The 14205-nt window shown below is 55.0% G+C and carries 11 protein-coding genes; 4 read left to right on the top strand and 7 right to left on the bottom strand.

The annotated features are described in order from the left end of the window. The first annotated feature begins 292 nt into the window (after nucleotides 1–292). Both xylA and xylB read left to right on the top strand, forming a co-directional pair. Nucleotides 293–1612, top strand: coding sequence for a xylose isomerase (gene xylA, locus D5398_RS05915; RefSeq protein ID WP_120506782.1), 1320 nt, complete (start codon nucleotides 293–295; stop codon nucleotides 1610–1612). Nucleotides 1613–1703: 91 nt separating this feature from the next. After that, entirely contained in the window at nucleotides 1704–3155 is a 1452-nt protein-coding gene (gene xylB, locus D5398_RS05920; RefSeq protein WP_120506783.1) for a xylulokinase, read from the top strand. 603 nt (nucleotides 3156–3758) lie between these two features. Here the strand turns inward: xylB and lsrG are convergent. The 6 genes from lsrG to lsrA are packed head-to-tail and all read right to left on the bottom strand — an operon-like array spanning nucleotide 3759 to nucleotide 9635. Continuing rightward, the gene (gene lsrG, locus D5398_RS05925; RefSeq protein WP_120506784.1) at nucleotides 3759–4049 is read right to left on the bottom strand and encodes a (4S)-4-hydroxy-5-phosphonooxypentane-2,3-dione isomerase; all 291 of its coding nucleotides are present in this window, start codon (nucleotides 4047–4049) and stop codon (nucleotides 3759–3761) included. A 3-nt stretch (nucleotides 4050–4052) separates the two neighbouring features. After that, a complete protein-coding gene (gene lsrF / locus D5398_RS05930) occupies nucleotides 4053–4928 on the bottom strand; it encodes a 3-hydroxy-5-phosphonooxypentane-2,4-dione thiolase (protein ID WP_120130962.1) in 876 nt (291 codons plus the stop codon). Between the two features lie 19 nt (nucleotides 4929–4947). After that, nucleotides 4948–5949, bottom strand: a complete 1002-nt coding sequence (gene lsrB, locus D5398_RS05935; protein ID WP_415838466.1) for an autoinducer 2 ABC transporter substrate-binding protein LsrB — start codon at nucleotides 5947–5949, stop codon at nucleotides 4948–4950. Nucleotides 5950–5977: 28 nt separating this feature from the next. After that, on the bottom strand, nucleotides 5978–7003 hold the full coding sequence (gene lsrD, locus D5398_RS05940) for an autoinducer 2 ABC transporter permease LsrD (protein WP_120506786.1): 1026 nt from the start codon (nucleotides 7001–7003) through the stop codon (nucleotides 5978–5980). After that, complete coding sequence (gene lsrC, locus D5398_RS05945) at nucleotides 7003–8079, bottom strand: autoinducer 2 ABC transporter permease LsrC (protein WP_120506787.1); 1077 nt, start codon at nucleotides 8077–8079, stop codon at nucleotides 7003–7005. The genes lsrD and lsrC overlap by 1 nt, the downstream gene beginning before the upstream one ends. Then, the gene (gene lsrA / locus D5398_RS05950) at nucleotides 8073–9635 is read right to left on the bottom strand and encodes an autoinducer 2 ABC transporter ATP-binding protein LsrA (protein WP_120506788.1); all 1563 of its coding nucleotides are present in this window, start codon (nucleotides 9633–9635) and stop codon (nucleotides 8073–8075) included. Before lsrA ends, lsrC begins: the two co-directional genes overlap by 7 nt. Nucleotides 9636–9866: 231 nt before the next feature. Here lsrA and lsrR point away from each other — a divergent pair, with 231 nt between their 5' ends. Further along, nucleotides 9867–10841: a transcriptional regulator LsrR gene (lsrR, locus tag D5398_RS05955; RefSeq protein WP_120506789.1), complete on the top strand. Its 975-nt coding sequence runs from the start codon at nucleotides 9867–9869 to the stop codon at nucleotides 10839–10841. Nucleotides 10842–10911: 70 nt separating this feature from the next. After that, complete coding sequence (gene lsrK, locus D5398_RS05960; protein ID WP_162940729.1) at nucleotides 10912–12504, top strand: autoinducer-2 kinase; 1593 nt, start codon at nucleotides 10912–10914, stop codon at nucleotides 12502–12504. 615 nt (nucleotides 12505–13119) lie between these two features. On the opposite strand, the gene kdgT is transcribed toward lsrK, so the two are convergent. Then, the gene (gene kdgT, locus D5398_RS05965; protein WP_120506790.1) at nucleotides 13120–14118 is read right to left on the bottom strand and encodes a 2-keto-3-deoxygluconate transporter; all 999 of its coding nucleotides are present in this window, start codon (nucleotides 14116–14118) and stop codon (nucleotides 13120–13122) included. Nucleotides 14119–14205 lie beyond the last annotated feature (87 nt).

Here is a 14205-nt window from a genome sequence, read left to right on the forward strand (position 1 = left end):
TCGGCAATTGCAGATTTTAACCACAGCGTTACGATTTTTTGTTTATTTCTGGAATTATGATGACGATCATGGTTTGCCTGTAATATGCGCACAATAAGACTTTTTATTATCGAGGCATCATGGAAGTTGAATAAAAAGTAAGAAGAAAACGACTTATTTATGCGATCTACCGCACACTTAATAATTCTATTAAATTGAGTGTGAAATAACGTAATTGTGGGATGAAACATCTCCTCCGAAGATAGGGCCTCAGCCTCCCAGTCCCGCTGGGCCCGTTTTCAAGGAGTTTTCAATGCACGCATATTTCGACAAGCTTGACGCCGTTCGCTACGAAGGTGCTAACAGCACAAACCCGCTGGCATTCCGTCATTACAATCCTGAAGAAGTGATCCTCGGCAAAACGATGGCTGAGCATCTGCGTTTCGCAGCCTGCTACTGGCACACCTTCTGCTGGAACGGCAATGATATGTTCGGCGTGGGCGCATTTGACCGTCCGTGGCAGCAACCCGGCGATGCGCTGGAACTGGCGAAACGCAAAGCGGACGTGGCTTTCGAGTTCTTCCAGAAACTGAATGTTCCTTACTACTGCTTCCACGATGTGGATGTCTCGCCGGAAGGCGCAACGATTAAAGAATACGTGAATAATTTTGCCGCGATGACCGATGTTCTGGCGCAAAAGCAAGAAGCCAGCGGCGTAAAACTGCTGTGGGGCACCGCGAACTGCTTCACCAATCCACGTTACGGCGCGGGTGCGGCAACCAATCCCAATCCTGAAATTTACAGCTGGGCAGCGACGCAGGTTGTCCACGCGATGAATGCCACCAAACAACTGGGCGGCGAAAACTATGTGTTGTGGGGCGGCCGTGAAGGCTACGAAACTCTGCTCAATACGGATCTGCGTCAGGAACGCGAACAGCTGGGTCGCTTCATGCAGATGGTCGTTGAACATAAACACAAAATTGGTTTCCAGGGCACGTTGCTGATTGAGCCAAAACCGCAGGAACCCACCAAGCATCAGTACGATTATGACGTTGCTTCGGTTTACGGTTTCCTCAAACAGTTTGGTCTGGAAAAAGAGATCAAAGTGAATATCGAGGCTAACCACGCAACGCTGGCCGGTCATTCGTTCCATCACGAAATTGCTAACGCGATTGCGCTCGGAATCTTCGGTTCTGTCGATGCTAACCGCGGCGACCCGCAATGTGGCTGGGACACTGATCAGTTCCCGAACAGCGTGGAAGAAAATGCGCTGGTGATGTATGAAATCATCAAAGCGGGCGGTTTCACTACCGGCGGTCTGAACTTCGACTCTAAAGTTCGTCGTCAGAGCACCGACAAATATGACCTTTTCTACGGCCATATCGGCGGTATGGACACTATGGCGCTGGCGCTGAAAGTCGCCGCCCGTATGATTGAAAGCCGTGAACTGGATAAACACGTTGCACAGCGTTACGCGGGCTGGAATACAGAACTGGGTCAGCAGATCCTGCAGGGCAAAATGTCTCTGGAGTCCCTGAGCAGCTACGCGCAACAAAACGCACTGGCACCTCAGCATCAGAGCGGCCAGCAAGAACGTCTGGAGAATCTGGTCAACCGTTATCTGTTTGGTTAATCATTTAAAATAAGCTCACGCCCTGCCCGCCTGGTGCGGAATTGCAGGGCGTAAATCGTTCTGGAAACGGGTTAACCGATAAGGGAAAAACATGTATCTCGGAATAGATCTTGGCACTTCTGGCGTCAAAGCCATTTTGCTTAGCGAGGAAGGTCGGGTGGTGGCCAGCCACAGTGAGGCGTTAACCCTTTCCCGTCCCCATCCTTTGTGGTCTGAGCAAAATCCGGCAGCCTGGTGGACGGCGACAGACCGCGCTGTTTTTACTCTGGCTAAGCAAAATGCACTGCACGACGTAAAAGCCATCGGACTGACAGGCCAGATGCATGGCGCAACTGTTCTTGATGCCCAGCATCAGGTTCTGCGTCCGGCAATTTTATGGAACGATGGCCGCAGTTTCAGCCAGTGCCAGCAACTGGAAGCGGATGTTCCTGACTCCCGCCAGATAACCGGCAATCTGATGATGCCCGGTTTTACGGCACCCAAACTGCTCTGGCTGCGCGAAAATGAACCTGAATTGTTTGCCAAAATAGACAAGGTTTTGCTGCCAAAAGATTATCTGCGCTGGCTGATGACCGGTGTTTTTGCTTCCGATATGTCAGACGCCGCAGGCACGATGTGGCTCGATGTGGCTGAACGCGACTGGAGCGACAAAATGCTCCGCGCAACCGGACTGACGCGTAATCATATGCCGGAGCTTTTTGAAGGCAATCAGATTACCGGTCAGTTACTGCCGGAACTCGCCTCCCGCTGGGGAATAGATTGTGTACCGGTGATTGCCGGTGGTGGTGATAATGCGGCAGGCGCAGTCGGTGTTGGGTTATACAAAACCGGCCAGGCGATGCTTTCCCTTGGCACCTCCGGCGTGTATTTCGCGGTCAGCGACGGTTTTTTGAGTAATCCGCAGCAAGCGGTTCACAGTTTCTGCCACGCGCTGCCGGACACCTGGCATCTGATGTCAGTTATGCTCAGCGCGGCTTCCTGTCTGGACTGGGCCGCAAATCTGACCGGCACAGCATCAGTCGGTGAACTCATTACTCTGGCGCAGAAAACTAAACCCGTTGAATCGCCGGTCTGGTTTCTGCCGTATCTTTCCGGTGAACGCACGCCGCACAATAATCCGAACGCCAAAGGGACATTGTTCGGCCTGACGCACCAGCACGGCCCTGCCGATATTGCCCGCGCCGTGCTCGAAGGTGTGGGATTCGCGCTGGCTGACGGCATTGATGTCCTGCACGCAACCGGCCTGAAACCTCACAGCATCACCCTGATTGGTGGCGGTGCCCGCAGCCCTTACTGGCGGCAAATGCTGGCGGACATCAGCGGCAAAACGCTGGAATACCGCACCGGCGGCGATGTTGGCCCGGCGCTGGGCGCAGCGCGTCTGACACAAATTGCAATGAATCCCGGTAAGCCACTGGAACAGTTCCTGCCGGAGCTGGCACTTGAGCAAGTGCATGAACCAGACAGTGTTAAGCACACGGCATATGCGGAGCGGAGGAAAGTGTTCAGGGAGTTATATGTGAGGCTTGAAGGATTAATGTAATTGGCCATTACAAGGCAGCTTCAGGTCAAGACCTTGGGTTGCCACCCAAACCGGCCCTAAGAGGCGCCTATCGCCGCGCCTCTTAGGAATCTCCGGCTCTTTCACTGCGCGCTCCGCTCGCTGGCTATGTTTCAGGTATCGCAGCGACAGGCTGGAAATCTTGCCGCTGCGCGGTCCCTTCATTTCGGGATTGCAGCCTTGGGTCTGCAACCTCTCATTCAGCAAGCTTTCTGAAACGCCCGCATGATCTTAAATTCAAAGACAGATTGTTTTCATCTTTTAGAAAAGTTGACTGGCGTGATTAAAATTCAGCTGAACGGAGCGGCTTCAAGACCTATGGCTTGAAGACCGAGAGAAGGCAGTGCGAAGCACCTGGATTTGCGCCACTCACCAATGCGCCAGAACATGTCCGTCATACCCGCGACAGCGCGCAGTGAAAAAAGCGCGGAGTCCAGAGGCCCGCGCGTTACCGGGTCTCTGGTCGGTGTGGGCCGACGCCCACGACCTTGACCTTAAGGCCAGTTTGGGTGGCAACCCAAGGTTTTGTCGGTGTGGGCCAACGCCCACGGTTTTGAAGTTGCAGTTGCGGTTAGAAATTACAGGTCAAGGGTAAATCCCCTTGAAAGTTGTCTTCTTCCTCGGCTCCGACATGATCCCCTCCAGCGCTTCAACGCATTTCAGGTAATGGGGCGTTTTCTTATGCGCCAGCACAGCATCGTTATCCTGATAGGCTTCGTAGATAAAGAACCGCGTCGGTACTTTATCGTCCTGCAACACATCGAATCTCAGGTTTCCGGGCTCTTTCACTGCGCCGAGGTGGTTGGCGTGGAAAACTTCCAGAAACTCATCCACCTTTTCCGGCTGAACATTAATTTCGACCAGCGTCACTTCCATGATTCACCCCTTTTCACTCAGGAACAGTTCGTATGCGTGCGCTACGCTGGCGTTTTCATGTACCACCGCTTTCACTGCTTTCAGCATGGCAACCGGTGATTCGGACTGGAAAATATTACGGCCCATGTCCACACCCGATGCACCCTGATCGATGGCTTTGAAGCACATTTCCAGCGCCTCGCGTTCCGGCAGTTTTTTGCCCCCGGCAATCACAATCGGTACCGGACAGCCCGCCGCGACGCGCTCAAAACCTTCATCGACGTAGTAGGTTTTGATGATGTTCGCGCCCATTTCAGCGGCGATACGGGTCGCCAGCGAGAAGTAACGCTGATCACGCGCCATGTCTTTGCCGACACCGGTTACTGCCATGGTTGGCATCCCGTAGCGCATCCCCTGATCCACCAGCTGAATGATGTTTTTAATTGACTGATGTTCATATTCGCTGCCGATATACACCTGCGCCGCCATCGCCGCGACGTTCAGGCGCAGTGCGTCTTCTATCGCGACGGCGACGGTTTCATTGGAAAGCTCGGTCAGAATCGAGTTGCCGCCCGACGCGCGCATCACCACAGGTTTGTTGACTGCCGCCGGCACCACACTGCGCAGCACGCCACGGGTACACATCAGTACATCGGTATGCGCAAACAGCGGCGCAATGTTGATATCGATACGCTCAAGGCCGGTCGTCGGGCCCTGAAAATAGCCGTGATCGAACGCCAGCATCACCGTTCTGCCGGACTCAGGATTGAAAATACGCGCCAGCCGCGACTGCATTCCCCAGTCCAGCTGACCGCTGCCTTTGAGGAAAAATGCATGATTGTCCTGCGGCGTGCCAATGCCAAAGTTCTTGCCGTCTCTGATATCGTCCAGATCTGCCATTTTCTTTTCTCCTTATTCGTCAGAAGTCATATTTGCCAATGTTGTCTTTGGTGAAGACCACGCGTTCCGGCAGTACGACAATGCCGTTGCCTTTGGCCTCATACTGGTAGCCCTGCACGCTGTTCGGTACCACTTCCACCGATCCGACGTTTGGCACATCCAGTTTGTCACCCACGTTGAGTTCGCCTTTTTTCAGTAACTGATCGGCGACGTAAACCGAAATCTTGCCCTGACTGACCACGTCCCACAGGCCGAACTGTTTCACCGTGCCGCGCTCAACATATGGGCGCATGACGTTAGGCGTACTGAAGCCAACAATGGTTACGTTGGTGCGTTTGAGATTTTCAGCGGCCTGCGCAGCAGCCGGTAAGGCATTGGCGTCTGGCGCAATAATCGCATCGAGGTCACCGTAGGATTTCAGGATCCCTTCAGCGGTTTGCAGGGATTTGGTCGCATCGTTATAGCCATATTGCGTGGTCACGATTTCCCAGCCCGGATGCTCTTTGGCGATTTTGGCTTTCGCCTCTTTCACCCACTGGTTCTGGTCGGTCACCGTCGGGCTGGAATAGAAAAACGCCACTTTGGCTTTTTCTTTCTTCACCTGGCTGGATGTCATATCCACCAGCATTGAACCAAGCTGTTGTGGTGTGCCCTGGTTGATGTAAATCGAGCGGCATTCCGGTTTGGTGTCGGAATCCCAGGTCAGCACTTTTACACCGCGTTGCATGGCGCGTTTCAGTGCCGGACAAAGGCCGTCGGGTGATACCGCTGCCACCACAATCGCGTTGTATCCCTGATTGACGAAGTTGTTGATCATCTGCACCTGACCGGAAACACTCGGTTCTGTCGGGCCGTCATAGGTCACGTCCACACCCAGTTCTTTGCCCGCCGCCGTCGCGCCGTTGCCGCCGCTGGTGAAATAACCGACGCCTACCAGTTTTGGGATAAACGCGATACGTTCGGCCGCCTGCGCACTCAGGCAGGCGAGGCTTACGGCACTGGCAATCAGTAAGGTTTTCATTGTGTTGGCTTTCATCATTAACCCCGGCTTATTTAGAAGACGTCAAGGAAGGAGAAGGCGCAGACCAGCGCTGGCGATAACGCTGGAAAACACTGCGGATAAGACCACGATTGAGGCTGGCGGAACGCCCGATGACCACCAGGATCAGCAGCGCGCCGGACAGCGCGCTGGAAACCTGGCTGGAGACGCCAACCATCTGTAAACCCTGCTGGAGATACCCGATCAGCAGCGTCGCCAGCGCCGTACCGAGAATGGAACCGGAACCACCGTAGATATTGGCACCGCCTAGCACCACCGCCGTGATCGCGGGCATCAGCAATGCGTTACCGAGATCAGAGCGGGCTGAGCCGAAATAAGATGTCATCAGGATGGCGGCGACCGCTGAAGACAGGCCGGTCATACCATACAACGCAAAAACGGTGCGGCTGACCGGCAATGCGCCATAACGTGCCACACGGGCATTCTGACCAATGAGAAAGACGTTGCGACCGGTACGACTGCGGTGCATCAGCAGCCAGAAAAACAGCGTCGCCAGCAGGAACGTCACCAGCGGCATCGGCAGGCCAAGCACCACCATATTGGCGAAATTGGTAAACGCATCAGGAAAATTACCAATACCCTCGAAACCCGTCGCGCCCGCCAGCCCTGAAAGCAATAAGGCGCTGCCGCCGAACAGGTAGAGGGTTCCGAGCGTGATGACCAGCGGATTGACGCCGGTATAAAGGATCAGTGCGGCATTGAGCAAACCACAGGCTGCACCCAGTGCCAGCGTGAGGATAATCGCCAGTGCCAGCGGAACTCCGGCCTGACAAAGTACGCCGAGTGCGATAGCGCATAACCCGATGGTGGAACCAAAAGAAATGTCGATGCCGCCGCTGACAATCACCAGCGTCAGCGGCAATGCCACAATCCCAATGGTGATAAAATCGCTGGTACTGAACAGCAATGTACTGGCATCCAGCATGCGCGGATTGGCGAAGCCGAACAGCAAGATTTCGATGACCAGCAACGCCAGCAGTGCGATTTCCCAGCCATATTGTTGAAGTTTGTTCATCACACCACCCCGCTCTTTTTACCGGTACTTAACCGGCGGCTGACATTTTTCGGTTGCTGAGATTTGCGTTCCGCGGGTTTCTTCTGAGGAGGCGGCGTGGCCGCCAGAAAGCGCGAATACTTCTGACGCCGCAGGTTTTTCTCCAGCGCCTGCCGCAACCTGCCGTCAAATACCAGCACCGCCAGCAACACCAGTCCGGCGATAAAATCGTTCCACCAGGCCGGGAGGCGTAACAGCACCAGCACGCTGTCGATTTGTGTCAGGAAATACGCGCCAAGGACCGCACCGAGTATGGATCCGGTGCCGCCGAGCAAGCTGATCCCGCCCAATACGCAGGCAGCGATGGCTTTCATTTCCAGCCCGCTGCCGGTCTGGTTAGGCACAAAGCCGATTTGCGACGCGAAGACAATGCCCGCGATAGCCGCCATCATGCCGTTGATGCCGAACGCCAGAATCCGCACGCGATTGACGGCGACACCGAGCTGCCGTGCGCCCTGCAAGTTGTCGCCCACAGCGTAAAAGCTGCGGCCAAATGCGGTGCGCCCTAGCATCCAGAACATCGCCACAAGTAAAATAATCACCAGCCAGCCAAGAGATGAAACGCTGAGAAATACCGGTTCGGATAACGATTTCAACCCTGCGGGTAAGCCTTCAATCCATTTACCGCCGGTCAGCAGCAACATCAGCCCGCGGTATAAACCCAGCGTACCGAGGGTGGCGACAATCGCCGGAATACGCAGCCATGCCACCAGGACGCCGTTGAATAATCCCGCCAGCAAACCGGTGCCGAGAGTTGCCAGACAGGCCAGCGGCAGACTCACTCCGTTGTTAAGTAAAACACCCAGCGTGACGGCGCACAGTCCGGTAATGGAACCGACGGAGACATCGATGTTGCGGGTCAGCATTACCACCGTCGCGCCCATCGCCAGCAACATCAGAATTTGTGCGCTGCCGAAAATCATGCCCAGCGTCTGAAAACTGAACGATTGACTGTCCATCGCGCCGAGTAAGGCAAATAGCGCAATAATCGCCATCAGCGCGGTCAGTTCACGGTTGTTTTGTATCCGCTTCAGCATGAAGATCCTCCGGTAGCCGCAGTCCGGGCGTGGTTACCAAACGCGATGTGCATAATGTTGCTGACGTTGATTTCGCTGCCCTGCAGCTCGCCGCTCATCTCACCCTGATGCATGACAAATACCCGGTCGGCCAGCCCTTCTATTTCATCCAGATCAGAAGAAATCAGGACAACCGCCACGTTCTGTTCAACGACATTGCGCAGCAGCTGATAGATATCGGCACGCGCCGATACATCCACTCCGCGCGTCGGTTCATCAACAATCAGCACCGCGGGCTGGGCTTCCAGACATTTTGCGATCAGCAATTTCTGCTGATTCCCGCCGGAAAGCGTGCGGGCAGTTTGCGAGCCGTCGCGATATTTGATCCCCAGCGCACGGTGATAACGTTCCAGCACCGCCGCCTCGCGTTTGATGTTCAGCCACCAGCTCTGACGGTTGAAAGTCAGGGAGGTCGTGTTCCAGCTCAGTGGCGCATCCAGATAAAGACCGGACGCCTGACGGTCTTCCGGCAGGTACACCAGCCCTTTTTTCAGGCGTTGTAAGGTGCCAAGTCCGCTGATGTCTTGCTGCATCAGGAAAACCTGACCGCTTTGTGCATCCCGCAGGCCATACAGCGTTTCTGCAAGTTCGGTTCGTCCTGCCCCGACAACGCCTGCCAGCCCGACGATTTCCCCGGCGCGGGCGCTAAATGAAATATCGATAAAGCCTTCACCGGTCAGGTTTTGTACCTGCAATACCGGCTCGTTGCTGGATGGATTGCGCCGTGCTCCCGGAAAATCCAGCCACAATTTCTGTTCAGCAGGTAACGCAGCCGTCTGTGTTTGCGGCGTGATGGCGGCAATCAGCGCATCGTTATCCAGCACTGAAAGCGCACCGCTGAGTGCTATTTTGCCGTCGCGCATCACGCTGATCCGGTCGGCAATGGCGCGGATTTCCGGCAGTTTGTGCGAGATAAACACCACACCGACGCCCTGCGCCGTCAGAAGGCGAACCTGCGTAAATAAGCGGGCGGATTCCGCGGGTGTCAGCGAAGCCGTCGGTTCGTCGAGGATCAGCAACCGGGCGTCGCGCATCAGCCCGCGCAGGATTTCTACCAGCTGCTGATCGGCCACTTCCAGCGTGCCAGCCAGTGAACCGAGTGGCAGGTTGCAGCCCAGTTCAGTCAGCGACTGTTGCAGCTTTTTCTCGCTGGCCTGATGTGCAGGCAAACGAAACAGAATATTTTCACGCACGCTGAGGCTCGGAAAAAGCATCGGCTCCTGCGGCACCAGATAGATCCCCGCCTGATGTGCTTTTGCTGGTGTCAGCGCCAGCAGTGGCGCGCCGCCGAGGTGCATTTCGCCACAGTCGGCAATCTCGACACCGGCGATAATTTTCATCAGCGTCGATTTGCCCGCGCCATTCCCGCCAAGTAACGCATGCACCTCACCGCGTTGCAGACTGAAATCGATGTTTTTCAGCACCGCGACACCGGAGAAGCTTTTACTGACACCGCTGACCTGCAATAGCAGGTCCGGAGAATGCGCGTCTGCTGATGATTGATCGCCTGACTGCATAAGCTGGCCTCGGATGAGATACATTAAATGAACAAATGTATTTATTATTTAACAATGTTCATAAAGCTAGTCCGTGGTGACACGGAAAACTTTTGCACTGATCACAGTTTGTTCAACTCATATACTCTGCGTTATGATTCAGGCAGTAATCATTTGAAATTTGCCAAACACATCACAGTTAACAACATTCCGTTAACGAACAATTGATCTACATTTTGATAAGTGTTCACTATGAATGACAAGACAACGCTGTCCGATTTGACTAACCATCCGGAATTCAGCATGGGTGAAGAGGAACTGCTGGCGCGCACCGCGTGGTTCTATTACCACGACGGCCTGACCCAGAATGAGATTGGTGAACGGCTCGGGCTGACGCGGCTTAAAGTGTCGCGTTTGCTTGAAAAAGGCCGGCAATCCGGGGTGATCCGCGTACAAATCAACTCGCGTTTTGAGGGATGTTTGTCGCTGGAAAACACGCTGCTTGAGCGCTTTGGTTTGCAGCAGGTTCGTGTGCTGCCCCAGCTTGCCGATGGCTCGCTGAGCGCACGGCTGGGCGTCGGCGCGGCGCATATGCTGATGACGATGTTAAAACCGGAGCAATTGCTGGCCGTCGGATTTGGCGAAACCGCCATGAGTACGTTGCAGCATCTGAGCGGATTTATCGCCTCGCAGCAGATCCGCATGGTGACGCTTTCCGGCGGTGTTGGCCCTTATATGACCGGCATCGGACAGCTGGATGCTGCCTGCGGAGTCAGCATTATTCCGGCACCGCTGCGCGCTTCTTCTGCCAGCGTGGCAGCAATATTTCGCCAGGAACGCAACGTACATGACGTGATGCTCGCGGCCTGCGCGGCGGATATCGCCGTCGTCGGCATCGGTTCGCTCAACCAGAAACAGGAAGCGACGATATTGCGCTCCGGTTATATCAGCGAAGGCGAACAATTGTTATTTGGCCGCAAAGGTGCGGTCGGTGACATTCTCGGTTTCTTTATGCAGCGTAACGGCGAGCTGGCGGAAAACATGGCAATCCACGACGAACTGATAGCCGTCGCACCGGACGAACTGGCCAGCATTCCGACCGTATTAGGCGTGGCGGGCGGCGTTGAGAAGGCCGAAGCGATTGTCGCCGCGCTGAAAGGTAAACGAATAAACGCACTGGTTACTGAAGAGAGCACAGCAAGAGCCATGCTGGCGCTGCTCGGCTGACACGCAGGGTGTAAGAGGCGTGGCGGTCAGGTAAACGGTGCCCGATAAACTGGCACGAGAGAACGTAGCGATGACCTCTACCCTGAACTCTGACGACGATCGTAGCTATTTAATGGCGCTGGATGCCGGTACCGGCAGTATCCGGGCGGTAATTTTCAATCTTGAAGGTGAGCAGATTGCCGCCGGACAAGCGGAGTGGATCCATCTGGCAGTGCCGGATGTCCCCGGTTCGATGGAGTTTGATCTGCAAAAAAACTGGCAACTGGCCTGCCAGTGTATTCGCCAGGCGCTGCATGAGGCACATCTCCCTGCTTCTGCTATCCGTGCCGTCGCCGCCTGTTCTATGCGCGAAGGCATTGTGCTGTACGACAAAGCCGGTGAACCTCTCTGGGCGTGCGCGAACGTTGATGCCCGCGCCAGCCGTGAAGTCTCCGAATTAAAAGAAATCCATAATTTCGAATTTGAACGCGAAGTGTATGAATGCTCCGGCCAGACGCTGGCACTGAGTGCCATGCCACGTTTGCTGTGGCTGGCCCATCATCGTCCGGATATTTATCGCAAGGCTGCAACCATTACCATGATCAGCGACTGGCTGGCGTATATGCTCAGCGGCGAACTGGCGGTGGATCCTTCAAATGCAGGCACTACCGGCATGCTGGATTTAGCCACCCGTAACTGGCGGCCTGAGCTGCTGGATATGGCGGGTTTACGCGCGGATATGCTTTCGCCGGTGGCCGAAACCGGGACACGACTCGGTTACGTGACTTCGCTTGCTGCTGATGCCTGTGGTCTGAAAGCCGGAACGCCGGTGGGCATGGGTGGCGGCGACGCGCAACTGGGTACGCTCGGCCTCGGGCTGGTACGCCCCGGACAAACTGCGGTTCTCGGTGGAACGTTCTGGCAGCAAATCGTCAATCTGCCTGAACCGGTGACCGATCCGGAGATGAATATCCGCGTCAATCCCCACGTCATCCCCGGCATGGCGCAGGCAGAATCCATCAGTTTCTTCACCGGCCTGACCATGCGCTGGTTCCGCGACGCGTTTTGTACAGAAGAAAAAACCATGGCACATCGCCTCGGTGTCGATGCCTACAGCCTGCTGGAAGATATGGCGGCGCGGGTACCGGTCGGTGCCTGGGGCGTAACGCCGGTTTTTTCCGATGCGATGCATTTCAAGAACTGGTACCACGCTGCGCCGTCGTTCATCAATCTTTCCATTGATCCGGAAAAGTGCAACAAACCGGTGCTGTTCCGTGCGCTGGAAGAGAACGCCGCCATCGTTTCGGCCTGCAATCTGGATATGATCGCCGCCTTCTCCGGCGTACGCGCAAAATCGCTGGTGTTTTCCGGCGGTGGTTCGAAGGGCAAATTATGGTGCCAGATTTTAAGTGATGTGACCGGCGTCCCCGTGAATGTGCCGGTAGTAAAAGAAGCCACCGCGCTCGGTTGCGCGATTGCAGCAGGTGTAGCGGCGGGTGTTTATGCATCGCTTGCGCAAACCGGTGAAGCACTGGTGCGCTGGGAGCGTGAATATCAGCCGGATGTGGCTAATCATGCAAAATATCTGGTGCAGAAAGCCAACTGGCAGGAAGTGTATGCGGATCAGCTCAGGCTGGTAGACAGGCAACTGACGACGTCGATGTGGAAAGCGCCAGGATTGTGAGGGTTAGCCACCCTAACTGGCTGCCTGAGGTCAAGGTCGTGGGCTCGCCGCCCACACTCGCTTTAAGGTCAACACCTTGGGCTGCCACCCAAACTGGCCTTAAGAGGCGCCTATCGCCGCGCCTCTTAAGAATCTCCGGCTCTTTCACTACGCGCTATCGCTAGACACTATGTTTCAGTTACTTCAGTGACAGGCTGGAAAGCTTGCCGCTACGCGGTCCCTTCTCTCGGTGTTCGAGCCCTACGTCTCGAACCCGCTCCGTTCAGCAAGTTTTCTGAATCGCCCGCACGATCTTAAAATCACCGGCAGATTGTCTTTTATCATTTAAAAGAGTTTATTGGCGTGCTCAAAATTCAGCTGAACGGAGCGGCTTCGAGACCATTGGCTCGAAGACCGAGAGAAGGCAGTGCGAAGCACCTGGATTTGCGCCACCTACTAATACACCAGAACATGTCCGTTGTGCCTGCGATAGCGCGCAGTGAAGAGACGTGGGAGATCCAAGAGGGGCCCGTCATGGCCCCTCTTGGTCGGTTTCGGCGCGAAAAAGCCAGGTGATAACCGTTGCTGAAAAACCGAAACTATCACAATTCTTAATGTAGAGGCTATTACGCCCAGTTATTTGACACTCGCCAACGGCGGGTCCATCGCCACTTTGCCTTTCACTGCTTTGTTCTTCACTCTTCTTGACCACATGGCAGTCAGGATCGGCACCAGTATGGAGGTGACGATAACCGACGTGGCGACCAGAGCGGTAGCAGCCGGGGCGATAGGTTTAAACTGCGGCACCATTTCAGCGATCAGTACCGGTGTAGCCACTGCGGCACCGGCTGAACTGGAGGCAGCAATACCTGCCGTGCCATCGCCGCCGCCGATGAATTTGTCTGCCAGGATCAGCGGGATACCGGTTATCACAATAACGGCTACACCCAGAAGCACACCTAACAGACCGGTTTGTGCAATCACGGTCAGGTTGATGGTGTTACCAAGCGCGAAGGCGAAGAACGGGATCAGCGTCTGAACCGCTTTGCTGAAGAATTCGCGCAGTTCAGGATCCAGATTACCTAAACCGAAACCGATCAGGAACGGCAGGACTGCACCAACGAAGACGTGCGGTTCGAAAGACGCAATACCTGCGGTGCCGAGGATGACCATGGTCATCAGCGGACCAGATTCCAGCGACATCAGCACGAATGCCCCCGCCTCTTCTTTGGTGCCGTATTGTTGCATCACCGAGGCGTACAAACCGCCGTTGGTCATGTCCATTGACGCGACCAGAGCCAGCACCGAAAGCCCGGCAAAGAAGCCGAACTCCACACCATTTTCAGGCATGAAACGTGAAGCCACTGCCGCAACAATCCAGGCAACCGCAATTTTCGTGACGACCAGCGTGCCGGATTTGCGCAATACGGTTCCGGTCGCGCTCAGTTTGATCGACGCCCCCATGCAGAAGAACCACACGGCGAGAATCGGCACAGTTCCTGTCATCAGTCCGTTGGTGAAAGAACCAAAATACTTGCCCGAATCAGGCGCGAAGGTATGACACAACGCACCAAGGAAGAGAGGCACTAACATCATTCCGCCAGGGATTTTTTCTATTGCTCGTTTAATGTGCATGTTTTTCACCTGATTAAAAGTAACGGACCACTGAATGCCGCTACGTTATCCATTTCTCAGGGTTATAAAAGTGATTCACTTCATAAA

This window comes from Rahnella bruchi (assembly GCF_003614975.1).
Taxonomy (GTDB): domain Bacteria; phylum Pseudomonadota; class Gammaproteobacteria; order Enterobacterales; family Enterobacteriaceae; genus Rahnella; species Rahnella bruchi.